A 22743-nucleotide genomic window follows, 5' to 3' on the forward strand; every position below is an offset into this window, starting at 1 on the left:
GAAATATTTCCAAGCACAACCCTTTACAGATAATGCGAAAGATTTGCATTATGTCGCAGCTTTGCGCCCTCGTTGCGCTATTCCACCCCCTTCTCGAAGCAGGATGTTCGCCATGATTCGTATGCCTCTGGCTACCGCCAGTCTGTTGGCCATCGCTATTTCCCTCGCCGGTTGTGGCGAAGGCAAAGACAAAGCTGCCGCTCCAGCGCCTACGCCAGCCGCTACTACCACGGCCCCGGCTGCTGCGCCTGCTGCTGCCGGCAAAGTCGACGAAGCCGCTGCCAAAGCCGTTGTCGCGCATTACGCCGACATCGTCTTCGCCGTTTACAGCGATGCCGAATCCACCGCGAAAACCCTGCAAACCGCTGTCGATGCCTTCCTCGCGAAGCCGAACGCCGACACCCTGAAAGCCGCCAAGGCTGCCTGGGTCGCTGCTCGCGTTCCGTACCTGCAGAGCGAAGTGTTCCGCTTCGGCAACACCATCATCGACGACTGGGAAGGTCAGGTGAACGCCTGGCCACTGGATGAAGGCCTGATCGACTACGTCGACAAATCCTACGAGCACGCACTGGGTAACCCGGGCGCAACCGCCAACATCATCGCCAACACTGAAGTTCAGGTCGGCGAAGACAAGATCGACGTGAAAGACATCACCCCGGAAAAACTCGCCAGCCTGAACGAGCTGGGTGGTTCCGAGGCTAACGTCGCGACCGGCTACCACGCCATCGAATTCCTGCTCTGGGGCCAGGACCTGAACGGCACCGGCCCTGGCGCCGGCAACCGTCCTGCTTCCGATTACCTGGAAGGCAAAGGCGCCACCGGCGGTCACAACGATCGTCGTCGCGCTTACCTGAAATCCGTGACTCAGCTGCTGGTCAGCGACCTGGAAGAAATGGTCGGCAACTGGAAGCCGAACGTGGCCGACAACTACCGCGCCACCCTGGAAGCAGAACCGGTGGATTCCGGCCTGCGCAAAATGCTGTTCGGCATGGGCAGCTTGTCCCTGGGCGAACTGGCGGGCGAGCGTATGAAGGTTTCCCTGGAAGCCAACTCCCCTGAAGACGAACACGACTGCTTCAGCGACAACACCCACAACTCGCAGTTCTACGATGCCAAGGGCATTCGTAACGTGTACCTGGGCGAATACACTCGTGTCGACGGCACCAAAATGACCGGTGCCAGCCTGTCCTCCCTGGTGGCCAAGGCTGACCCGGCGGCCGACACCGCGCTGAAAGCCGACCTGGCTGCAACCGAAGCCAAGATGCAGGTCATCGTCGATCACGCCAACAAGGGTGAGCACTACGACCAACTGATCGCCGCCGGCAACACCGCTGGCAACCAGATCGTTCGTGACGCCATCGCTTCGCTGGTCAAGCAGACCGGTTCGATCGAAGCCGCCGCTGGCAAACTGGGCATCAGCGACCTGAACCCGGACAACGCTGATCACGAGTTCTGATCAACGCTGGCTGAGTGATTCAAGAGGCGACCTCCGGGTCGCCTTTTTCATGCGCGATATTTGGGGTGATGCCAATGGCCTCATCGCGGGCAAGCCAAGCGCCCACAGGTTCGATGCAAAACCCTGTGGGAGCGGGCTTGCCCGCGATAGCCGCGCCCCGACCTCATGTGAAACCCTGCCCCACATCAACCAAACGATAATTCCTCTTATTCAATCTCCCCTGCCCTGTTAGACTTTGCGCCCTTGTTTTGCTCGTCATGCAGGATGTCTGATGCCCTCGCTGCCTCTTCGCTTGTCCGCACTGTTTCTGGCCCTGGGCCTGAGTGCCTGCGATGACGCCCCGCGTTTTACCCAGGCCGAACCCGGTGAAGCCCGGTCCGGTGGCGCAGCGACCGTGCGCAAGACCGATCAGAACGCCTTCTCCCTGCCCTCCGCGAATCTGCCGCCGTCACGGCGTGTGGACTTCAGCGTCGGCAACAGCTTCTTCCGCAACCCCTGGGTGATCGCCCCGTCGACCACCACCGCCCGGGATGGCCTCGGCCCGTTGTTCAACACCAATGCTTGCCAGAACTGCCACATCAAGGACGGTCGCGGTCATCCGCCCACGCCTGATGCGGCCAACGCGGTGTCGATGCTGGTGCGCCTGTCGATTCCCGACGCGCCGCAATACGCCAGCGTCATCGAGCAGCTCGGTGTCGTGCCGGAGCCGGTCTACGGCGGCCAGTTCCAGGACATGTCGGTGCCCGGCGTGGCCCCCGAAGGCAAAGTTCGGGTCGACTACACGCCGGTACCGGTGCGCTTCAAGGACGGCACCGAGGTCGAGTTGCGCAAACCGACCTTGCAGATGACTCAGCTCAACTACGGCCCGATGCACCCGGACACGCGTTTCTCGGCGCGCATCGCCCCGCCGATGATTGGCCTCGGCCTGCTCGAGGCGATCCCGGAAGAAGCGCTCCTCGCCAATGCCGCCGCGCAGGCCAGAGAAAAAAACGGCATCAATGGCCGGCCGAATCAGGTCTGGGACGACGCGCAACAGAAAACGGTCGTTGGGCGATTCGGCTGGAAAGCCGGGCAACCCAACCTTAATCAACAGAACGTCCACGCGTTTTCCGGTGATATGGGCCTGACCACGAGCCTGAGACCGATCGATGACTGCACCGACGCGCAAACCGCCTGCAAACAGGCGCCGAATGGCAACGGCCCGGACGGCGAACCGGAAGTCAGCGACAACATCCTGCGCCTGGTGCTGTTCTATAGCCGCAACCTCGCCGTCCCGGCACGCCGCGATGTCAGCACGCCTGAAGTGCTGGCCGGCAAGAATCTGTTTTACCAGGCCGGATGCCAGTCCTGTCACACACCGAAATACACCACCGCCGCCAACGCCGCGGAACCCGAGTTGGCCAATCAAGTGATTCGCCCGTACAGCGATCTGCTGCTGCACGACATGGGCGAAGGTCTGGCCGACAACCGCAGCGAATTCCGGGCCAGCGGCCGCGACTGGCGTACGCCGCCGTTGTGGGGCATCGGCCTGACGCAGGCCGTCAGTGGCCACACCCAATTCTTGCATGACGGCCGCGCCCGAAATCTGCTCGAAGCCGTGCTTTGGCATGGCGGCGAAGCAAAAGCGGCCCAGCAACAGGTTTTGTCTTTCAATGCCGAGCAGCGCGCTGCGTTGCTGGCATTTTTGAATTCCCTTTAAACGTATTCCTTAGCGGGAGCCCAACATGTTCCGTCCCAAGCTGTTGTTCACCAGCCTTGCCGCACTCGCCCTCGGCGCTTGCTCACCGCAGGATCCGCAGGCCGTTACCTCGGCCGCCATCGCCAAGTCGGTGATCCTGCCGACCTACACGCGCTGGGTTGAAGCCGACCGCCAGTTGGCCGTCAGTGCGCTGGCCTATTGCGAAGGCAAGGAAAACCTCGACACCGCCCGCGCCGATTTCCTGCATGCGCAGAAAGCCTGGGCCGAGTTGCAGCCGTTGCTGATCGGGCCGCTGGCCGAGGGCAACCGTGCCTGGCAAGTGCAGTTCTGGCCGGACAAGAAGAACCTCGTCGGCCGTCAGGTCGAGCAACTGGTCAGCGCCCAACCGCAGATCGATGCCGCTGCCCTGGCCAACTCCAGCGTTGTGGTCCAGGGTCTCTCGGCCTACGAATACATCCTGTTCGACAGCAAGCCTGACGTGGCCAACGACGCGCAGAAAGCCAAATACTGTCCACTGCTCAAAGCCATTGGCGAACGGCAGAAACAGCTGGCCGAAGACATTCTGAAAAGCTGGAACAACACCGACGGCATGCTCGCGCAGATGAGCAAATTCCCGAACCAGCGCTACGCCGATTCCCACGAAGCGATCGCCGATTTGCTGCGTGTACAGGTCACCGCGCTCGACACCCTGAAGAAGAAACTCGGCACGCCGATGGGCCGCCAGAGCAAGGGTGTGCCGCAACCGTTCCAGGCCGATGCATGGCGTAGCCAGTCGTCCCTGGCCGGCCTTGAAGCCAGCCTCGCCGCCGCCAAAACGGTCTGGGAAGGCGTCGACAACAAAGGCCTGCGCGGCTTGTTGCCAAGCGAGCAGAAACCCTTGGCCGACAAGATCGACGCCGCTTACGCCGCGTCCTTGAAACTGTTCGCCAGCAACCAGCGCTCGCTGACCGAGATGCTCAACGACGACGCCGGTCGCCAGCAGCTCAACGATATCTACGACAGCCTCAACGTCGTCCACCGCCTGCACGAAGGCGAGCTGGCCAAGGCGCTGGGCATCCAACTGGGCTTCAACGCCAACGACGGTGACTGATGAGGGTGACTGCCATGCTGCGACGACAGGCTCTGACGTTAGGTAGTTTGCTGCTGGGAGCAGTGACACTGGGCGGCTGGACGCTGTTCAAGCAAAAGGACAAGAGCCCGCTGCTGCTGTCGGCGCGGGACGATGGCGATGGAAAGCACTACGCCGTCGGTTATCGGCTGGACGGCACGCAGGTGTTCGCCACCCAGGTCGGCCAGCGTTGCCACGACATCGTCAACCACCCGACGCGGCCGATCGCGCTGTTCGTTGCCCGGCGTCCAGGCACCGAAAGCTACCTGATCGACCTGCGCGACGGCACGTTGCTGCAAACCGTGGTCTCGCAGCCAAACCGGCATTTCTACGGTCATGCGGTGATTCACCAGAGCGGCGACTGGCTGTACGCCACCGAGAACGACACGTCCGATCCCGGTCGTGGCTTGCTGGGTGTGTATAAGTTCGAAGGCGAGCGTCTGGTGCACAGCGGCGAGATGTCGACCCACGGCATCGGCCCGCATCAGGTGTCGTGGATGCCCGATGGCGAAACCCTGGTGGTGGCCAACGGCGGCATCCGCACCGAGGCTGAAAGTCGGGTCGAGATGAACCTCGACGCCATGGAGCCGAGCCTGGTGCTGATGCAACGCGACGGTACGCTGCTGAGTAAGGAAACCCTCGCCCAGCCAATGAACAGCGTGCGGCATCTGGGGATCGCCAGCGACGGCACCATCGTCGCCGGTCAGCAATTCATGGGCCCTTCCCACGAATCTTCGGAACTGTTGGCCATCAAGCGGCCGGGTCAACCGTTCGTGGCGTTTCCGGTGCCGGAGCATCAGTTGCAGGCCATGGGGCATTACACCGCCAGCGTCGCGGTGCACAGTGATTTGCGGCTGGTCGCGTTGACCGCGCCCCGGGGCAATCGCTTTTTCATCTGGGACCTGGACAGCGGTGAAGTGCGCCTGGATGCGCCGCTTCCCGATTGCGCAGGGGTCGGTGCGGTGGCCGACGGGTTCGTCGTGACGTCGGGACAAGGCCGATGCCGGTACTACGATTGCCGCCAGACAAACCTTGTTGCAACCCCCCTCGAACTGCCTGCGGGGCTCTGGGATAACCACCTGCATTTGATGGCGTAATGGAGCAGCTCCTTCAGCAAACGCATTCCCCCTGTAGGAGCTGGCTTGCCAGCGATGGCGATCTGAAAATCACCGCAATAGCTTAAGGCCCCATCGCCGGCAAGCCGGCTCCTACAGGATGGGGAAACCCCGAAAACATCGATTGGAATACCCTGTGCACTCGGAGTAATGTGCCCGACTGTCTCGCCTGATTTTCTCCAAGGAAGTGGAAATATGCTGCGTCGCCGCATGCTGATCATGTTGGGTGTTGTTCTGCTGATCGTGCTGGTCCTGGCCGGTTATAAAGCCTTCTCCATCTACACGATGATTCAAGGCTTCTCCGCGCCTAAACCACCCATAAGCGTTGCCGTGGCCACGGCCATCGAACGGCCCTGGCAAGCCCGCCTGCCTACCGTCGGCACGCTCAAGGCGCTGCAAGGCGTGGACCTGAGCCTGGAGACCGACGGCACCGTCATCGATTTGCAGTTCGAGTCAGGGCAGAAGGTCAAGGCCGGCCAACCCCTCCTGCGTCTCGACAGCGCCGTGGAAACTGCCTTGCTGGAAACCGCCCAGGCCGACCTCGGGCTGGCCCAGCTCGATTACGGTCGCGGTAGCCAACTGGTGGGCAGCCAGGCCATTTCCAAAGGCGAATTCGACCGACTTTCGGCGGTGCTGAAAAAGAGCAAAGCGACGGTCAATCAACTCAAGGCTGCGCTCGGCAAAAAAAGCATCGTCGCGCCCTTCAGCGGGACCATCGGCATTCGCCAGGTGGACGTTGGCGACTATCTTGCCAGCGGCACCATGATTGCCACTCTGCAAGACCTCAGCAGTCTCTACGTCGACTTTTTCGTGCCCGAGCAGTCGGTGCCGAAGGTCGCCATCGGCCAGCCGGTTGAAATCATCGTCGCGGCCTACCCGGCGCAGACTTTCCCCGGCACCATCAGCGCGATCAATCCGAAACTCGAGAACAGCACGCGCAACATGCAGGTCCGCGCGACCCTGGCCAATCCCGACGGCAAACTGTTGCCGGGCATGTTCGCCAGCCTGCAGGTGATGTTGCCCGACCCGCAGCCGCGCATCGTTGTGCCGGAAAGTGCGATCACGTACACGCTGTACGGCAATTCGCTGTACGTCGTCGCGCAGAAAAAAACCGAAGACGGCCAAGTGGAAAAAGATGCCAAGGGTGAACCCATCCTGATCGCCGAACGTCGCTTCATCGAAACCGGCGAACGCCGCGACGGTGTGGTGGTGATCACCAAAGGTGTGCAGAACGGCGAAAAAGTGGTCACGGCCGGCCAGATCAAACTGGACAACGGTGCACACATTGCCATCAGCGACGACAAGACCCTAGCCGAGAAGAGCAGCCCGCCGCGCGCGGACTGATCAAGGAATCCCCATGGCTTTTACCGACCCGTTCATCCGCCGCCCGGTGCTCGCCACCGTGGTCAGCCTGCTGATTGTGCTGCTGGGCTTCCAGGCCTGGAGCAAGCTGCCGCTGCGCCAATACCCGCAAATGGAAAACGCCCTGATCACGGTGACCACCGCGTACCCCGGGGCCAACGCCGAAACTATCCAGGGCTACATCACGCAACCGATGCAGCAGAGCCTGGCGAGTGCCGACGGCATCGACTACATGACCTCGGTCAGTCGCCAGAACTTCTCGGTGATCTCGATCTACGCGCGCATCGGCTCCAACAGCGACCGCTTGTTCACCGAGTTGCTGGCCAAGGCCAACGAAGTGAAAAACCAGTTGCCTCAGGACGCCGAAGACCCGGTGCTGAGCAAAGAGGCCGCCGATGCGTCGGCGCTGATGTACATCAGTTTCTTCAGCAAGGAGCTGAGCAACCCGCAGATTACCGATTACCTGTCACGGGTCATCCAGCCAAAACTGGCGACCCTGCCGGGCATGGCCGAGGCCGAGATTCTCGGCAACCAGGTGTTCGCCATGCGCCTGTGGCTGGACCCGGTGAAACTGGCCGGTTTCGGCCTGAGCGCCAGCGATGTGACCGATGCCGTGCGCAAGTACAACTTCCTCTCCGCCGCCGGCGAAGTGAAAGGCGAGTACGTGGTCACCAGCATCAACGCCAACACCGAGCTCAAATCCGCCGAAGCCTTCGCCGCGATTCCACTCAAGGTCGAGGGCGACAGTCGGGTGCTGCTCAGCGATGTCGCGCGGGTCGAGATGGGCGCGGAAAACTACGACACGATCAGCTCCTTCGGTGGCACGCCCTCGGTGTACATCGGCATCAAGGCCACGCCCGGCGCCAACCCGCTGGACGTGATCAAGGAAGTGCGCAAGATCATGCCGGACCTGGAGGCCCAGCTGCCGCCAAACCTCAAGGGTGAAATTGCCTACGACGCCACGCTGTTCATCCAGGCCTCGATCGACGAAGTGGTGAAAACCCTGTTTGAGGCGGTGTTGATCGTTATCGTCGTGGTGTTTCTGTTCCTCGGGGCGCTGCGTTCCGTGGTGATCCCGGTGGTGACGATTCCGTTGTCGATGATCGGCGTGATGTTCTTCATGCAGATGATGGGCTACTCGATCAACCTGCTGACTCTGCTCGCAATGGTATTGGCCATCGGCCTGGTGGTGGACGACGCCATCGTGGTGGTGGAAAACATCCACCGGCACATCGAGGAAGGTAAAACCCCGCTGGATGCAGCCATCGAAGGTGCCCGGGAAATCGCCATGCCGGTGGTTTCGATGACCATCACCCTGGCGGCCGTCTACGCACCGATCGGCTTCCTGACAGGCCTCACCGGGGCGCTGTTCAAGGAGTTCGCCCTGACCCTGGCCGGGGCGGTGGTGATCTCCGGCATTGTCGCCCTGACGCTGTCGCCAATGATGTGCGCCTTCCTGCTGCGCCACGACGAAAACCCCAGCGGCCTCGCTCACCGGCTGGACCTGATTTTCGAAGGCCTCAAGCGCCGCTACCAGCGCCTGTTGCACGGCACGCTCAACACGCGGCCGGTGGTGCTGGTGTTCGCGGTGATCGTACTGTGCCTGATTCCGGTGCTCCTCACCTTCACCAAGTCGGAACTGGCACCGGACGAGGATCAGGGCATCATTTTCATGCTGGCCAACGCCCCGCAGCCGACCAACCTTGATTACCTGAACACCTACACCGACGAATTCATCGGCATCTTCAAGGCATTTCCCGAGTACTACTCCTCGTTCCAGATCAACGGCTTCAACGGCGTGCAATCGGGGATTGGCGGTTTCCTGCTCAAACCGTGGAACGAGCGCGACCGCACGCAAATGGAAATCCTGCCCGCGGTCCAGAGCAAACTCGAAAGCATTCCAGGGTTGCAGGTGTTCGGCTTCAACCTGCCCTCCCTGCCGGGCACCGGTGAGGGGCTGCCGTTTCAGTTCGTCGTCAATACCGCCAACGATTACGAGTCGTTGCTGCAAGTGATGGACCGGGTGAAAAAGCGTGCGATGGAGTCCGGAAAGTTTGCGTTCGTCGACGTTGATCTGGCCTTCGACAAACCTGAAGTGGTGGTCGATATCGATCGGGCAAAGGCCGCGCAAATGGGCGTGTCGATGCAGGATCTGGGCGGCACGCTGGCGACGCTGCTGGGCGAGGCGGAGATCAACCGCTTCACCATTGAAGGTCGTAGTTACAAAGTCATCGCGCAGGTCGAACGGCCCTTCCGGGACAACCCCGACTGGCTGAACAACTATTACGTGAAGAACTCCAAGGGTGAACTGCTGGCCCTGTCGACCCTGATTACCGTGACCGACCGGGCACGACCACGACAACTGAATCAGTTCCAACAGCTCAATTCGGCCATCCTGTCCGGGGTTCCGCTGGTGAGTATGGGTGAAGCACTCGATGCCGTGCGTCAGATTGCCGGGGAAGAAGCGCCTGCGGGTTTTGCCGTCGACTACGCAGGGGCATCACGGCAGTACGTTCAGGAAGGCAGCGCGCTATGGGTCACTTTCGCCTTGGCGCTGGCGATCATTTTCCTGGTGCTGGCCGCCCAGTTCGAAAGCTTCCGCGACCCGCTGGTGATTCTGGTGACGGTGCCGCTGTCGATCTGCGGCGCGTTGATTCCGCTGTTCCTCGGCTGGTCGAGCATGAACATCTATACCCAGGTCGGGTTGGTGACGTTGATCGGATTGATCAGCAAGCACGGGATCCTGATCGTGGAGTTCGCCAACCAGTTGCGCAAGGACAAGGGCCTGACGCCGCGCGAAGCGGTGGAAGAAGCGGCGGCCATTCGCCTGCGACCAGTGCTGATGACCACCGCCGCAATGGTGTTCGGCATGGTGCCGTTGATCATCGCCACGGGGGCGGGCGCTGTCAGCCGGTTCGACATCGGTACGGTGATTGCCACGGGCATGTCGATCGGGACGTTGTTTACGTTGTTTGTGTTGCCGTGCGTGTACACGCTGCTGGCTAAACCCGATAAGCCTGTAAACGCTTAACTCCTGTAGGAGCCGCCCTCAGCAAGCCGGCTCCTATAGGGATTGGTGCAAGCCGTGAGGCATCGGGCACAAAAAAGGCCTCGCATTTGCGAGGCCTTTTATTTGGGCTTCAATCTGGTCAACTCTGCGGCCTCAGTCCTTGAGAAAGTCCGAACATGAACAGCAATAAATCATGATCCGGTTGGGTTGCAACGGTCGCCTTCGCGACCCGCGGCATCGGACAACGCGCATCCCCGTTCACCGAACCGAGGACTTGCGTGCGGGGCTGCTCCCAAGCCGCCACCGCCAGTGAAGCAACTGCCAAGGCTCCTATCAAAAACAAACCTCGTGCAATTTCGAGTTTCATTGCTATAAACCTTTGATAGCGCTGCCAAACGCCGTCTCATAAAGGTAGACGAGGTTCTTCCAGTCCGTATCGCTGAACGACGAGTGGCGACGCAATTGCCTCATGTCATGGGCAGCGGCGCGACGGGCGGTCAATCGCTGCCGACACTTCTCCAGATCGATCAACGCAACCTCGACGTTGGCGGCCTCGCCTTCGCCTGTGATTCGCACGAATATGTGCTTGGGATAAAGACAGCCGTGCTGCCACCGGCCCTTGTGCATGCGGGCCAGATTCTCGGCCAGATCCTTCAGGACCCGATCATGCACTGCCTCGCCATGACGCTCGCGACCACCGCCTGCATACCAGTGTTCGATTTCTTCGAAACCGTCCAGTGCCTTGGTCACCAGCAATGCACGCCACGTGTGAACAGGGTCGTGCTGCGCACCGCAGAAAACGATTTCCGGAACGCGTACGTCGATCAGGCGCATTCCCATGAGCGCATCTCGCTCACGCAACACCGTCGGCCGACCGAAAGGATGCAACCAACTACGATAGATATGTCCGGTCTGACGTTTGGCGTAGAGCAGTTGTCCATTGCTGCTCTTGATACGCTGCACACCACTTTCGCCACCGCGACGAACGTTGGGTTCTTCAACCCATTCACCGTGTTGATTCCAGAAATAGTCAAAACGGTCTTGGGAAGCAACGTCATTTTCTGCTGCACATTGCACTGCCATTAAGTTACCTCTTGCGTAAAACGTAAACCCGCCACATGGCATAGAGCGGTAGAAAATCCAGTTGTTCCTGAATACGAAACCCGACCTGTTCGAACTCCTTTTCGATCGTAGCAGCCGGTAACACATATCGGTTTTGGTAACCGACATGCACACGTGTTGTTTCAAGCCGCCTGCGTTTCCAGGCTTTGAAGTTGCCGTCCACCCACAACGAAAGGATCACGCTGTCACGCGTGACGCGCTCGAATTCACGCAGAATGGCCTGTCGATGCTCGGCTTCACCAATGTGGTGCATCAGGCGCATACAAAAAATACTGTCGACGGCGTTATCAGGCAAGGCGATGTCGAACACAGAAGTGTGCAAGGGTTGTACCCGTTTCACCACATCGGCCGGTTGCGCTTTCAAAGCGATCCTCAACATCGACTCGGAGTTGTCCGCTCCGACAATCACCCGGTTGGTTTTTTCCGCCAGTACTGGCCAGAAGCGCCCGGCACCGCAGGGTAAATCGAGAACCAGGCCAGGCTCGCCGGCCAGCGTCAACGCCTTGCGCGCCAGTTGCTCGTCACGCCAGTGGGACAGTCGGCGGCCGATTCCGTCCTGATGTTTGCGCAGGTATTTCTGTGCGTGTTGATCGTCGTATTTTTCGGAGAAATCAAGTTTGATCGGGCCAGCCATCATGAAGAACTCCTGAGCATCTGCTGACCACTACCCTAGGGAGTGGCGTGTCAGCGTCAGGTCATGCCTTCGTGAAAAAATCGTGGTGTAAAACCCCGATGTATTTCGAGGTTTTACAGGGGGACAACAGTGGCCGAGGGCCACCAACGAAATCAACTGTCGCGCTGACTCAACTCCACCTGAAAACGGCAGCCATTGGGCTCCATGTTCGTCAGGCTGACACTCCACCCCTGGTTTTCGCAAATCCGCTGCACCAACGACAGACCCAACCCCAGGCCTTCACCGCGTTTCTCGTTGCCACGCACGAACGGCTCGAACATCGCCTCGCGTTTTTCCTCGGGAATGCCCACACCGCTGTCCTCGACCGTGAAACCGGTGGACGTCAGCGTCAAACGGATGAAGCCCCGTTCGGTGTAATGCAGCGCATTGCGCAGCAAGTTGCCCATGACCGCGTGCAGCAGGGTGGCGTTGTAGCAGGTGCTGGCCGGATTGCCCGGTTCAAACATCAGCGACAAGCCTTTCGCCTCGATCGGTTCTCGCCATAAATTGAGCAGCCCATCGGCGACCTGGCTCAAGGACTGCTGCGGCGCCATGCTGGCGTCTTCACGTTGGGCGCGGGCCAACATCAGGAAGGTCTGCACCAGCTCGCGCATCTCTTCGCAGGCACGGGCGATTCGCTCGACTTGAGCCCGACCGCGCTGGTCGATACCGGGGTTTTCCAGCAGCAGCTCACAGGAACTGGCCAGCACCATCAACGGGGTGCGCAATTCGTGACTGACGTCGCTGGTGAACAAGCGCTCCCGGGTCAACGCCTGGCGCAGGCGGCCGAGGGTGGCGTCGAACGCCACCGCCAGCTCGCCCACTTCATCAGCCGCGTAGTCCGGTGCCAACGGGGGCGCCAGCCCCAAGAGCTGATCGCGGTGACGTACCTGCCGGGCGAGACGCACCACGGGTGCCATCACTTTGCGCGCGAGGATCCAGCCGAGGAACACCGCCAACGCCAGACTCAGGACGAAGCCCACCAGCACCACGGCGAACAACACCCGCTCACGCTCTTCGAAATCACTCTGATCCTGCAGCAGCACATAACGCCGGCCGTCGACGACTTCGACCATCGCGTGATACGACAGCTGCTCGCGGAACACCTCGTGAAAACCCGGCTCAAGATGACGCAAATCCTTGGGTAACTCGAAATCGCCCGGCCCGCCGCTGAAATAAAACAGCTGATCTGGCTCAGGGCGATGGCTCCAGTCCGAGACACTGTCCATCAACAACAGACGTTGCAGATCGCCGCCCAGACCTGCCGATATCAGTTTTTCCTCCACCAGGTGCACGGTCGCCACAATGCCCATGGCGAAGGCGCCTGCCACCAATGCGCTCATCAGTGCAAAGGCAATGATGATCCGTTGAGCAAGGCTCTGCTTAAACTCCATCACGGCCCTCGGCCAAGCGATAACCCACACCGTGCACGGTTTGCAGCAATGGCTTGGCGAACGGTTTGTCGATCACCTGGCGCAATTGGTGGACGTGGCTGCGCAGGCTGTCGCTGTCCGGGCAGTCATCGCCCCACAGGGCCTCTTCGAGAATTTCCCGGCGCAAGACGTGCGGGCTTTTCTGCATCAGCACCGCCAACAGTTTCAGGCCGACCGGGTTGAGTTTCAGCAAGCGCCCTTCGCGAGTGACTTCCAGGGTATCGAGGTCGTAGCTCAGGTCGCCGACCTGCAAGGTGCGACGACCGCCACCCTGGGCCCGGCGCATCACCGCTTCGATCCGCGCGGCCAGTTCAGAGAGGGCAAAGGGTTTGACCAGGTAATCATCAGCCCCTGACTTGAAGCCTTGCAGGCGATCGTCCAGTTGATCGCGGGCAGTGAGCATGATCACCGGGGTGTCGCGACGAGCGTCTTCGCGCAGGCGTTTGCACAGGGTATAGCCATCGATGCCGGGCAACATGATGTCGAGCACGATCAAGTCGTAATGCTCGGTGGCCGCCAGGTGCAGGCCTGACAAACCGTCCTGCGCGCAATCCACGGTGTAGCCTTTGAGCCCCAGATAATCGGCCAGATTGGCCAGGATATCGCGGTTGTCTTCAACCAATAGAATTCGCATGGGCACCTCCTCCGTACACAGTAACGGCCGTCTTGGCCCGCGCAGCTTAAGGCCTGGCGGGGCGCAGAGCCAGAACTGTGTGCAGTGGCCAAACCCATTGATAAACCGGTGTGAAGTTGACGATTTTTTCACTATCGGTTCACACGACGGTGACAGAAACAGGCCCAAACTCCGCGCGGCTGCGCTCTCAAGAACATTTAACCGACCAAGGAACTGCCATGGTTTCGACCACTGCCCGCCCCGCCTCTCGCCCTCTCAACCTTTGGGTGTGCCTGGGTGTTCCCGCCGTTGCCGCGATCATTTTGTTGCTGCTGGAACTGACATCCGTGGACATGGACCTGGCCCGGCTGTTCTATGACCCGGTGGCCGGAGACTTCATCGGACGCCACAGTTTTTTCCTCGAAGACATCCTGCATGACCGTGCCAAGCAATTAGTTATCGCCTTTTCGGTGTTCTCCATCTTCGGTTTCATCGGTGCCTTTTTCATCGACCGGCTCAAACCGTTCAAACGGGAACTGGGCTGTCTGGTGCTGTCCCTGGGCCTGGCGACATCCTTCGTCACGCCGGTCAAAGCAGTGACGGCAGTTCAATGCCCATGGAGTCTTGAACAATTCGGCGGGCACGAGACGTATAGCGAACTGCTCAGCCCACGCCCCCCTACCGATAAACCCGGTCGTTGCTGGCCCGGCGGGCATGCCGCGACCGGGTTCACGTTGTTTGCGTTGTTCTTTGTCCTGCGGGATCGGCGTCCGCGTCTGGCGCGTAAAGCCTTTATCTTTGCCTTCGCGCTGGGCACGGTGTTTTCCGTGGGCCGGATGCTGCAGGGCGCGCACTTTTTCTCGCACAACGTGTGGACAGCGATTTTCTGCTGGCTGATTTGTCTGGGGTCGTATTACTACATCCTGTATCGACCGGCCTCCAAGGCTGAGAGAGAGTCCGCAGCACAGCCGGTCAGCGCCTGAAATACAAAACCAATGTGGGAGCGAGCTTGCTCGCGATGAGGCCATGACATTCACTGTTGATGGTGATTGATAGACCGCTATCGCCGGCAAGCCGGTTTCGCTCCCACAGTGGTCCGATGCAATTTCAAGATCCAGCAAATCGACGGCAATAAAAAACCCCGCCTGCTTTCGCAGGCGGGGTTTTTATGTGCAGGGTAAGGCTGGCTTACATCATGCCGCCCATGCCGCCCATACCGCCCATGTCTGGCATGCCGCCGCCAGCTGGTGCGTCGTCCTTGATCTCGGCGATCATGGCTTCGGTGGTGATCATCAGGCTGGCAATCGACGAAGCCGCTTGCAGAGCCGAACGAGTCACTTTGGCCGGGTCCAGGATACCCATTTCGATCATGTCGCCGTATTCGCCGGTGGCAGCGTTGTAACCGTAGTTACCCGAACCCTGCTTGACCTTGTCGACAACTACGCTTGGCTCGTCGCCGGAGTTGGCAACGATCTGGCGCAGTGGCGCTTCAACAGCGCGACGCAGCAACTGGATGCCAACGTTCTGGTCATCGTTGTCGCCTTTCAGCTCGGAGATAGCCTGCAGAGCGCGAACCAGTGCCACGCCACCGCCAGGTACCACGCCTTCTTCAACGGCTGCACGGGTAGCGTGCAGGGCGTCTTCAACGCGGGCTTTCTTCTCTTTCATTTCAACTTCGGAACCAGCGCCAACCTTGATCACTGCAACGCCGCCGGACAGCTTGGCCAGACGCTCTTGCAGTTTTTCACGGTCGTAGTCGGACGAAGTGTCAGCCACTTGCTGACGGATCTGCAGAACGCGAGCCTGGATGTCAGCCTCAACGCCGGCACCGTCGATCACGGTGGTGTTTTCTTTGGACAGGATCACGCGCTTGGCATTACCCAGGTGTTCCAGGGTAGTGCTTTCCAGGCTCAGACCGATCTCTTCGGAGATAACGGTACCGCCAGTAAGAACAGCGATGTCCTGCAGCATGGCCTTGCGACGGTCGCCGAAGCCTGGAGCCTTGACGGCTGCGACTTTGACGATGCCACGCATGTTGTTCACAACCAGAGTCGCCAGGGCTTCGCCTTCAACGTCTTCGGCCACGATCAGCAGTGGACGGCCGGCTTTGGCAACGGCTTCCAGTACTGGCAACATTTCGCGGATGTTGGAGATTTTTTTGTCGACCAGCAGGATCAGCGGACCGTCGAGCTCGGCAGTCATGGTCTCTGGCTTGTTGACGAAGTACGGGGACAGGTAGCCGCGGTCGAACTGCATGCCTTCAACAACCGACAGTTCGTTTTCCAGGCCCGAGCCTTCTTCAACGGTGATCACGCCTTCTTTACCGACTTTTTCCATGGCTTCGGCAATGATGTCGCCGATGGAGTTGTCGGAGTTGGCGGAGATGGTGCCGACCTGAGCGATGGCCTTGGTGTCAGCGCAAGGCTTGGACAGGGCTTTGAGCTCTTTGACGATCGCGATGGTCGCTTTGTCGATACCGCGCTTCAGGTCCATCGGGTTCATGCCGGCAGCGACGGCTTTCAGGCCTTCGTTGACGATCGATTGAGCCAGAACGGTAGCGGTGGTGGTGCCGTCGCCTGCGTCATCGTTGGCACGGGAGGCAACGTCTTTGACCAGCTGCGCGCCCATGTTTTCGAAGCGATCTTTCAGCTCGATTTCTTTGGCTACGGAAACGCCGTCCTTGGTGATGGTCGGAGCGCCGAAGCTCTTCTCGATGATCACGTTACGGCCTTTAGGGCCCAGGGTCGCTTTTACTGCGTCAGCCAGGACGTTTACACCGGCGAGCATTTTTTTGCGGGCGGAGTCGCCGAATTTTACTTCTTTAGCAGCCATGATCGATATTCCTTAAATACTTTGTAGTAGCGGGAAAATGAGCGGGGAATCAGCCTTCGACTACAGCGAGGATTTCGCTCTCGCCGATAACCAGCAGGTCTTCGCCGTCAACTTTCACAGTGTTGCTGCCGGAGTAAGGGCCGAAAACAACCTTGTCACCCACTTTCACGGACAGCGCACGCACTTCACCGTTTTCCAGAACTTTGCCTGGGCCTACAGCGAGGACTTCGCCCTGGTTTGGCTTTTCAGCAGCCGAACCTGGCAGGACGATACCGCCAGCGGTTTTCTTTTCTTCTTCGCTGCGACGGACGACGACGCGGTCATGCAGAGGACGAAGCTTCATTGTCGATCTCTCCTAATTGTGGTTTTCATCGGCCGGTGTATTCCCGGCGGGTTTAACAAATCCGGCGGTGCCGGGTGCGACTCGACAAGCGAGACGCGGAAGTCTGTCTGGCGTGATTGCCAGAAACCTTGCGGTGACCGTTACATAAGGGCGCATAAGCTTATTACAAGGGCGGGGATCGAAATTTTTTGCGTTGATACCCCGAAAACAAACACGGCACCCGAAGGTGCCGCGCAGGTGAAACGATTTATTTGGAATCGCGGTGTTCGAACTCACCTTCGATCACGTTCGGCTCACGGCCCAGCGGCTCGCGCGGAGCAGGGCCGCCACGTGGCTGAAGATCATCGGCGAACGCACGCTGACGGATCGCCGCCTCTTCGGCACGCTGGCGCATTTTATTGGCCAGCAGTCGACGGGAGATCGGCAGCAACATGATCAGGCCCAGCACGTCGGTGACAAAGCCCGGCAGAATCAACAGACCACCGGCCAGGGCCAGCATCAGGCCTTCGAGCATGGTCTGAGCCGGCAGCTCGCCGCGGTTCAGACTTTCACGCGCACGCAGCGCGGTTGCCAGGCCGGCGATGCGCAGCACAAACACGCCGAGCATCGAGCCGAGAATGACCAGCAGCAGCGCCGGGAAAAACCCGATCGCTCCGCTCACCTTGACGAATACGAACAGCTCCAACACCGGAAACAGTACAAAGAGCAATAAAAAAGGGCGCATCAAATGGTTCCTCAACGCAAGAATGCCTTGCCAGTCTTCCCTAGATGACGTCGCCCTTTCGTGAATTCAAGCGTCGGCCACTTCATTTTTCGGCCAATGTTCGGCGTGAGCCAGAAAAACCAAGGCTTCGCGGACTTGTGTCGGCGTATTACATGGCGCTTGAAACGGCAGCCAGTACAGCGCCTGACCAATGCGCAGGTGCATGCCTTCGGCGTCGATCCCGACCAGTTGTGCCGGCTCGGTGTTCGGCAGGCCCGCCAGTTCGACGTAGTGGGCGATGGCTTTGGCGTGATCGGCGTTCATGTGCTCGACCATGCTCACCTCAGCCTTGCCGGCGAACGGATTGGCCAACGTCAGTTGATCAACCCAATGAATCGCGCCGAAGCCACCGATGTAACGGTGCCGCACGGGTTTGAGCACCCAGAAATCGAAATCGTGGGCCTTGTGATAATTCTGCGAATCAGGGAAGTAACGGTAGTAGCGCTCGGCGGCCGCTTCAATCGCAGCCGCGTCCTCGAGTTGCTCTGCTTCGGCGAGGTACGTCAGGCGGCCGACCGCTTGCACGTCTTCAGCCCCGCGCTCACCGACGAACAGCGAACATTTCGGATCTTTCTGCAGATTGTGGGTGTGCTGGGCGATGCGACTGATCAGGATCAGCGGCCGGCCCTGCTCGTCCAGGCAGTACGGAACCACGGAGCCAAACGGGAAACCGGGCATCGCCTTGGAGTGCGTCGACAGCACTGCGCGGTATTCCTTGAGAAGCAATTCTCGGGCATTCTTGGCCGCTTCAACGCTCAATTTATGACTCCTTATATAGAATCCGTCGAAAAAACGGACAGGCGACTGGTGAAAGTTCCAGTCCGCCATCGGGCAGTTCTCATGTGCACATCCGGTGCAGATCGAGAGGCTCTCTTGAAGGAAGACCACTCCAACCTGTTACCGGGGCATGCGAATGCAACTCACTGACAAAGTAATCATTATCACTGGCGGTTGCCAGGGTTTAGGCCGTTCCATGGCCGAGTATTTCGCCGGCAAAGGCGCGAAGCTTGCGCTGGTTGACCTGAACCAGGAAAAACTCGACGACGCCGTTGCCGCGTGCAAAGCCAAGGGTGTCGAGGCCCGCGCCTATCTGTGCAACGTCGCCAATGAAGAGCAAGTGACGCACATGGTCGCTCAGGTGGCCGACGATTTTGGCGCGATCCATGGCTTGATCAACAACGCCGGCATCCTGCGCGACGGGCTGCTGTTGAAGGTCAAGGACGGCGAGATGACCAAGATGAGCCTGGCCCAATGGCAGGCGGTCATCGACGTCAACCTGACCGGCGTGTTCCTGTGCACCCGGGAAGTGGCGGCGAAAATGGTCGAGCTGAACAACAGCGGCGCGATCATCAATATCTCCTCGATTTCCCGTGCCGGCAACGTCGGCCAGACCAACTACTCCGCGGCCAAGGCCGGTGTCGCTGCGGCGACCGTGACCTGGGCCAAGGAACTGGCGCGCTATGGCATTCGTGTGGCGGGTATTGCGCCGGGCTTTATCGAAACCGAGATGACGCTGGGCATGAAGCCGGAAGCGCTGGAGAAAATGACCTCCGGAATTCCGCTCAAACGCATGGGCAAACCGGAAGAGATCGCGCATTCGGCGGCGTACATTTTCGAGAACGACTACTACACCGGCCGGATACTGGAAATGGATGGCGGGTTGCGGATCTGAAGCCCCCATAGATCAATGTGGGAGCTAGCCTGCTAGCGATTGCGGTGGTTCAGCCAACATATTTGTTGCATGTAAATCCGCTATCGCTAGCAGGCTAGCTCCCACAGTTGATTGTGTTTCAGATCATCAATCGTCGCTGATGGTGATGTTCGGCATCGCCGGCGACACCGCTTCCTGCAACACGATCCGCGCGCCGACATGACGGGCCAGTTCCTGATACACCATCGCAATCGGGCTGTCCGGCTCGGCGATCACCGTTGGCTTGCCACCGTCGGCCTGTTCGCGAATGGCCATTGCCAGCGGCAACGAGGCCAGCAGTTCGACGCCGTACTGGCTGGCCAGCTTCACACCCCCGCCCTCACCGAACAGATGCTCGGCATGCCCGCAGTTCGAGCAGATGTGTACGGCCATGTTTTCCACCACGCCCAGCACCGGGATGTTGACCTTGCGGAACATCTCCACGCCTTTGCGCGCGTCCAGCAACGCCAGGTCTTGCGGGGTGGTGACAATGACCGCGCCGGCCACCGGGACTTTCTGCGCCAGGGTGAGCTGGATGTCGCCAGTGCCGGGCGGCATATCGATGACCAGGTAATCCAGATCGCCCCAGGCGGTTTGTGTCACCAGTTGCAACAGCGCGCCGGAGACCATCGGCCCGCGCCAGACCATCGGCGTGTTGTCGTCGGTCAGGAACGCCATGGACATCACTTCGACGCCATGGGATTCAATCGGCACAAACCACTTCTGATCCTTGACCTTTGGTCGGGTGCCTTCGGGAATGCCGAACATGATGCCCTGGCTCGGACCGTAAATGTCCGCGTCCAGAATCCCGACCTTGGCGCCTTCGCGGGCCAGGGCCAGCGCGAGGTTGGCGGCGGTGGTGGATTTGCCCACGCCCCCTTTGCCGGACGCTACGGCGACGACGTTCTTGACGTTGGCCAGGCCCGGAATCTGTGCCTGAGCCTTGTGCGCGGCAATCACGCTGGTGATGTCAACGCGGGCGCTGCTGACGCCGTCGAGGCCTTCGATGGCCATTTGCAGCATCTGCGCCCAGCCACTCTTGAACAGGCCGGCGGCGTAACCCAGTTCCAGCTGGACGCTGACGCGATCGCCCTGGATCTCGATATTGCGCACACACCCGGCGCTGACCGGGTCCTGGTTCAGGTAAGGGTCGGTGTATTGGCGAAGGACGGCTTCCACCGCTGCGCGATTGACGGCGCTCATGGGCAACTCCGATAGCAAGACTGGAAAATCAGGCGGGTATCGTACCTGTTCTGATGGTTTGGCGGGATGCCGAAAAGATTTGCAGGAGTCCGGTTTGCCGGCGATGGTGTCCTCACGTCAGCCATCGCCGGCAAGCCGGGCTCCTGCAGGGACATGTGCCGTTGCGCGAATCCCTGTTACTCATCCAATGAAACAGGCGCACGGGGTGAAAAATATGCGCCGGCGCTTTATAGTGGCCGACCTCCGTTTCATCAAGTAGCCGAGCCCCATGTCCGAGCCACGCAAGATCCTCGTCACCAGCGCCCTGCCCTATGCCAATGGTTCGATCCATCTTGGCCACATGCTGGAATACATCCAGACCGATATGTGGGTGCGCTTCCAGAAGCACCGCGGCAACCAATGCATCTATGTCTGCGCCGACGACGCCCACGGTTCGGCCATCATGCTGCGCGCGGAAAAGGAAGGCATCACCCCGGAACAACTGATCGCCAACGTCCAGGCTGAACACAGCGCCGACTTTGCCGAGTTCCTGGTGGACTTCGACAACTTCCATTCCACTCACGCCGAAGAAAACCGTGAGCTGTCGAGCCAGATCTACCTGAAGCTGCGCGACGCCGGGCACATCGCCACGCGCTCGATCACGCAGTATTTCGACCCGGAAAAGAAAATGTTCCTGGCCGACCGCTTCATCAAGGGCACCTGCCCGAAATGCGGCACTGAAGACCAGTACGGCGACAACTGCGAAAAATGCGGTGCAACCTACGCACCGACCGACCTTAAAGATCCGAAGTCGGCGATCTCTGGCGCCACCCCGGTGCTCAAGGATTCCCAGCACTTCTTCTTCAAGCTGCCGGACTTCCAGGAGATGCTGCAAACCTGGACCCGCAGCGGCACATTGCAAGACGCCGTCGCCAACAAGATCGCCGAATGGCTGGATGCCGGCCTGCAACAGTGGGACATCTCCCGCGATGCGCCGTACTTCGGTTTCGAGATTCCAGGCGAGCCAGGCAAATACTTCTACGTCTGGCTGGACGCGCCGATCGGCTACATGGCCAGCTTCAAGAACCTTTGCGACCGCACGCCGGAGCTGGATTTCGACGCGTTCTGGAACAAGGATTCCACCGCCGAGCTGTACCACTTCATCGGCAAGGACATCGTCAACTTCCACGCGCTGTTCTGGCCCGCGATGCTCGAAGGCGCCGGTTTCCGGAAACCGACCGGCATCAACGTGCACGGCTACCTGACCGTCAACGGTCAGAAAATGTCCAAGTCCCGTGGCACGTTCATCAAGGCCCGGACTTACCTCGATCACCTGTCGCCGGAATACTTGCGCTACTACTACGCGGCCAAACTGGGCCGTGGCGTCGACGATCTGGACCTGAACCTCGAAGACTTCGTGCAGAAGGTCAACTCCGACCTGGTCGGCAAAGTCGTCAACATCGCCAGCCGTTGCGCCGGCTTCATCCAGAAAGGCAACGCCGGTGTGCTGGTGGCCGGTAACGCCGCACCGGAACTGACCGAAGCCTTCCTCGCCGCAGCGCCAAGCATCGCCGAAGCCTACGAGGCTCGCGACTTTGCCCGCGCCATGCGCGAAATCATGGGCCTGGCCGACCGCGCCAACGCCTGGATCGCCGACAAGGCCCCGTGGTCGCTGAACAAACAGGAAGGCAAGCACGACGAAGTCCAGGCGATCTGCGCGCTGGGCATCAACCTGTTCCGCCAGCTGGTGATCTTCCTCAAACCGGTGCTGCCACTGCTGGCCGCCGACGCAGAGGCATTCCTCAACGTCGCGCCGCTGACCTGGAACGATCATGCGACCTTGCTCAGCAACCATCAGCTGAACGAGTTCAAACCGCTGATGACCCGTATCGACCCGGTGAAAGTGCAAGCCATGACCGATGCTTCGAAAGAAGACCTGACCGCGAGCCAGACCGACACCGGCGAAGCTGCACCTGCCGGCAACGGCGAACTGGCGAAGGATCCGCTGTCGCCGGAAATCGAGTTCGATGCGTTTGCCGCCGTCGACCTGCGCGTCGCCCTGATCGTCAAGGCCGAACACGTGGAAGGTGCCGACAAGCTGCTGCGCCTGACCCTCGACATCGGTGATGAGCAACGCAACGTGTTTTCCGGCATCAAGAGCGCTTATCCGGATCCGTCCAAGCTCGATGGTCGCCTGACCATGATGATCGCCAACCTCAAGCCACGGAAAATGAAGTTCGGTATATCCGAAGGCATGGTGATGGCGGCCGGCCCTGGCGGCGAAGAAATCTACCTGCTCAGCCCTGATAGCGGTGCCAAACCGGGTCAGCGCATCAAGTAAG

19 protein-coding genes are annotated in these 22743 nt (G+C 60.0%); 9 read left to right on the plus strand and 10 right to left on the minus strand.

Going from position 1 to position 22743, the window contains the following annotated elements:
* The first annotated feature begins 112 nt into the window (after positions 1–112).
* The 6 genes from Q7W83_RS22360 to Q7W83_RS22385 all read left to right on the plus strand — a co-directional run bounded on the left by Q7W83_RS22360 (position 113) and on the right by Q7W83_RS22385 (position 9771).
* On the plus strand, positions 113–1456 hold the full coding sequence (locus Q7W83_RS22360) for an imelysin family protein (protein ID WP_150639453.1): 1344 nt from the start codon (positions 113–115) through the stop codon (positions 1454–1456).
* A 271-nt stretch (positions 1457–1727) separates the two neighbouring features.
* Positions 1728–3155 (plus strand): di-heme oxidoreductase family protein, encoded by a 1428-nt coding sequence (locus Q7W83_RS22365; protein WP_473657030.1) that lies wholly within the window; start codon positions 1728–1730, stop codon positions 3153–3155.
* Between the two features lie 25 nt (positions 3156–3180).
* Complete coding sequence (locus Q7W83_RS22370; protein ID WP_150631174.1) at positions 3181–4245, plus strand: imelysin family protein; 1065 nt, start codon at positions 3181–3183, stop codon at positions 4243–4245.
* 14 nt (positions 4246–4259) lie between these two features.
* A complete protein-coding gene (locus Q7W83_RS22375; RefSeq protein WP_458377082.1) occupies positions 4260–5360 on the plus strand; it encodes a DUF1513 domain-containing protein in 1101 nt (366 codons plus the stop codon).
* 213 nt (positions 5361–5573) lie between these two features.
* Positions 5574–6722 carry an efflux RND transporter periplasmic adaptor subunit gene (locus tag Q7W83_RS22380; RefSeq protein WP_473657033.1) on the plus strand — a complete coding sequence of 383 codons (1149 nt, stop codon included), beginning with the start codon at positions 5574–5576 and terminating at the stop codon, positions 6720–6722.
* Positions 6723–6735: 13 nt separating this feature from the next.
* Entirely contained in the window at positions 6736–9771 is a 3036-nt protein-coding gene (locus Q7W83_RS22385; RefSeq protein WP_473657035.1) for a multidrug efflux RND transporter permease subunit, read from the plus strand.
* Positions 9772–9889: 118 nt separating this feature from the next.
* On the opposite strand, the gene Q7W83_RS22390 is transcribed toward Q7W83_RS22385, so the two are convergent.
* The 5 genes from Q7W83_RS22390 to colR form a co-directional block, all read right to left on the minus strand.
* Positions 9890–10117 (minus strand): hypothetical protein, encoded by a 228-nt coding sequence (locus Q7W83_RS22390; RefSeq protein ID WP_032828991.1) that lies wholly within the window; start codon positions 10115–10117, stop codon positions 9890–9892.
* Between the two features lie 2 nt (positions 10118–10119).
* Positions 10120–10833, minus strand: coding sequence for a lipopolysaccharide kinase InaA family protein (locus tag Q7W83_RS22395; protein WP_150631179.1), 714 nt, complete (start codon positions 10831–10833; stop codon positions 10120–10122).
* Between the two features lie 4 nt (positions 10834–10837).
* Positions 10838–11506, minus strand: a complete 669-nt coding sequence (locus Q7W83_RS22400; protein ID WP_150631259.1) for a class I SAM-dependent methyltransferase — start codon at positions 11504–11506, stop codon at positions 10838–10840.
* Between the two features lie 152 nt (positions 11507–11658).
* Positions 11659–12939: a sensor histidine kinase gene (locus tag Q7W83_RS22405; RefSeq protein ID WP_150631180.1), complete on the minus strand. Its 1281-nt coding sequence runs from the start codon at positions 12937–12939 to the stop codon at positions 11659–11661.
* Positions 12929–13612 carry a two-component system response regulator ColR gene (gene colR / locus Q7W83_RS22410; protein WP_150631181.1) on the minus strand — a complete coding sequence of 228 codons (684 nt, stop codon included), beginning with the start codon at positions 13610–13612 and terminating at the stop codon, positions 12929–12931. The genes Q7W83_RS22405 and colR overlap by 11 nt, the downstream gene beginning before the upstream one ends.
* Before the next feature lie 218 nt (positions 13613–13830).
* On the opposite strand from colR, the gene Q7W83_RS22415 reads away from it, so the two are divergent.
* Positions 13831–14574: a phosphatase PAP2 family protein gene (locus Q7W83_RS22415; RefSeq protein WP_150631182.1), complete on the plus strand. Its 744-nt coding sequence runs from the start codon at positions 13831–13833 to the stop codon at positions 14572–14574.
* A gap of 205 nt (positions 14575–14779) precedes the next feature.
* Here Q7W83_RS22415 and groL read toward each other — a convergent pair whose 3' ends face one another.
* The 4 genes from groL to Q7W83_RS22435 form a co-directional block, all read right to left on the minus strand.
* Positions 14780–16423 (minus strand): chaperonin GroEL, encoded by a 1644-nt coding sequence (gene groL / locus Q7W83_RS22420; RefSeq protein ID WP_027922861.1) that lies wholly within the window; start codon positions 16421–16423, stop codon positions 14780–14782.
* 49 nt (positions 16424–16472) lie between these two features.
* Entirely contained in the window at positions 16473–16766 is a 294-nt protein-coding gene (locus Q7W83_RS22425; protein WP_017340553.1) for a co-chaperone GroES, read from the minus strand.
* Positions 16767–17013: 247 nt separating this feature from the next.
* On the minus strand, positions 17014–17490 hold the full coding sequence (locus tag Q7W83_RS22430; RefSeq protein ID WP_008032127.1) for an FxsA family protein: 477 nt from the start codon (positions 17488–17490) through the stop codon (positions 17014–17016).
* Between the two features lie 66 nt (positions 17491–17556).
* Positions 17557–18288 (minus strand): HugZ family pyridoxamine 5'-phosphate oxidase, encoded by a 732-nt coding sequence (locus tag Q7W83_RS22435; RefSeq protein ID WP_473657040.1) that lies wholly within the window; start codon positions 18286–18288, stop codon positions 17557–17559.
* Positions 18289–18442: 154 nt separating this feature from the next.
* Here Q7W83_RS22435 and Q7W83_RS22440 point away from each other — a divergent pair, with 154 nt between their 5' ends.
* The gene (locus Q7W83_RS22440; RefSeq protein ID WP_150631184.1) at positions 18443–19201 is read left to right on the plus strand and encodes an SDR family oxidoreductase; all 759 of its coding nucleotides are present in this window, start codon (positions 18443–18445) and stop codon (positions 19199–19201) included.
* Positions 19202–19327: 126 nt separating this feature from the next.
* On the opposite strand, the gene apbC is transcribed toward Q7W83_RS22440, so the two are convergent.
* A complete protein-coding gene (gene apbC / locus Q7W83_RS22445; protein ID WP_150631185.1) occupies positions 19328–20422 on the minus strand; it encodes an iron-sulfur cluster carrier protein ApbC in 1095 nt (364 codons plus the stop codon).
* A gap of 268 nt (positions 20423–20690) precedes the next feature.
* Here apbC and metG point away from each other — a divergent pair, with 268 nt between their 5' ends.
* Complete coding sequence (metG, locus tag Q7W83_RS22450) at positions 20691–22742, plus strand: methionine--tRNA ligase (protein WP_150631187.1); 2052 nt, start codon at positions 20691–20693, stop codon at positions 22740–22742.
* Position 22743: the final 1 nt, after the last annotated feature.

Source organism: Pseudomonas sp. 300 (assembly GCF_055803035.1).

What these genes read in the sequence shown, in the direction of transcription:
- Q7W83_RS22360 (WP_150639453.1), top strand. Translation starts at nt 113, where the DNA reads ATGATTCGTATGCCTCTGGCTACCGCCAGTCTGTTGGCCATCGCTATT.
- Q7W83_RS22365 (WP_473657030.1), top strand. Translation starts at nt 1,728, where the DNA reads ATGCCCTCGCTGCCTCTTCGCTTGTCCGCACTGTTTCTGGCCCTGGGC.
- Q7W83_RS22370 (WP_150631174.1), top strand. Translation starts at nt 3,181, where the DNA reads ATGTTCCGTCCCAAGCTGTTGTTCACCAGCCTTGCCGCACTCGCCCTC.
- Q7W83_RS22375 (WP_458377082.1), top strand. Translation starts at nt 4,260, where the DNA reads ATGCTGCGACGACAGGCTCTGACGTTAGGTAGTTTGCTGCTGGGAGCA.
- Q7W83_RS22380 (WP_473657033.1), top strand. Translation starts at nt 5,574, where the DNA reads ATGCTGCGTCGCCGCATGCTGATCATGTTGGGTGTTGTTCTGCTGATC.
- Q7W83_RS22385 (WP_473657035.1), top strand. Translation starts at nt 6,736, where the DNA reads ATGGCTTTTACCGACCCGTTCATCCGCCGCCCGGTGCTCGCCACCGTG.
- Q7W83_RS22390 (WP_032828991.1), bottom strand. Translation starts at nt 10,117, where the DNA reads ATGAAACTCGAAATTGCACGAGGTTTGTTTTTGATAGGAGCCTTGGCA.
- Q7W83_RS22395 (WP_150631179.1), bottom strand. Translation starts at nt 10,833, where the DNA reads ATGGCAGTGCAATGTGCAGCAGAAAATGACGTTGCTTCCCAAGACCGT.
- Q7W83_RS22400 (WP_150631259.1), bottom strand. Translation starts at nt 11,506, where the DNA reads ATGGCTGGCCCGATCAAACTTGATTTCTCCGAAAAATACGACGATCAA.
- Q7W83_RS22405 (WP_150631180.1), bottom strand. Translation starts at nt 12,939, where the DNA reads ATGGAGTTTAAGCAGAGCCTTGCTCAACGGATCATCATTGCCTTTGCA.
- colR (WP_150631181.1), bottom strand. Translation starts at nt 13,612, where the DNA reads ATGCGAATTCTATTGGTTGAAGACAACCGCGATATCCTGGCCAATCTG.
- Q7W83_RS22415 (WP_150631182.1), top strand. Translation starts at nt 13,831, where the DNA reads ATGGTTTCGACCACTGCCCGCCCCGCCTCTCGCCCTCTCAACCTTTGG.
- groL (WP_027922861.1), bottom strand. Translation starts at nt 16,423, where the DNA reads ATGGCTGCTAAAGAAGTAAAATTCGGCGACTCCGCCCGCAAAAAAATG.
- Q7W83_RS22425 (WP_017340553.1), bottom strand. Translation starts at nt 16,766, where the DNA reads ATGAAGCTTCGTCCTCTGCATGACCGCGTCGTCGTCCGTCGCAGCGAA.
- Q7W83_RS22430 (WP_008032127.1), bottom strand. Translation starts at nt 17,490, where the DNA reads ATGCGCCCTTTTTTATTGCTCTTTGTACTGTTTCCGGTGTTGGAGCTG.
- Q7W83_RS22440 (WP_150631184.1), top strand. Translation starts at nt 18,443, where the DNA reads ATGCAACTCACTGACAAAGTAATCATTATCACTGGCGGTTGCCAGGGT.
- apbC (WP_150631185.1), bottom strand. Translation starts at nt 20,422, where the DNA reads ATGAGCGCCGTCAATCGCGCAGCGGTGGAAGCCGTCCTTCGCCAATAC.
- metG (WP_150631187.1), top strand. Translation starts at nt 20,691, where the DNA reads ATGTCCGAGCCACGCAAGATCCTCGTCACCAGCGCCCTGCCCTATGCC.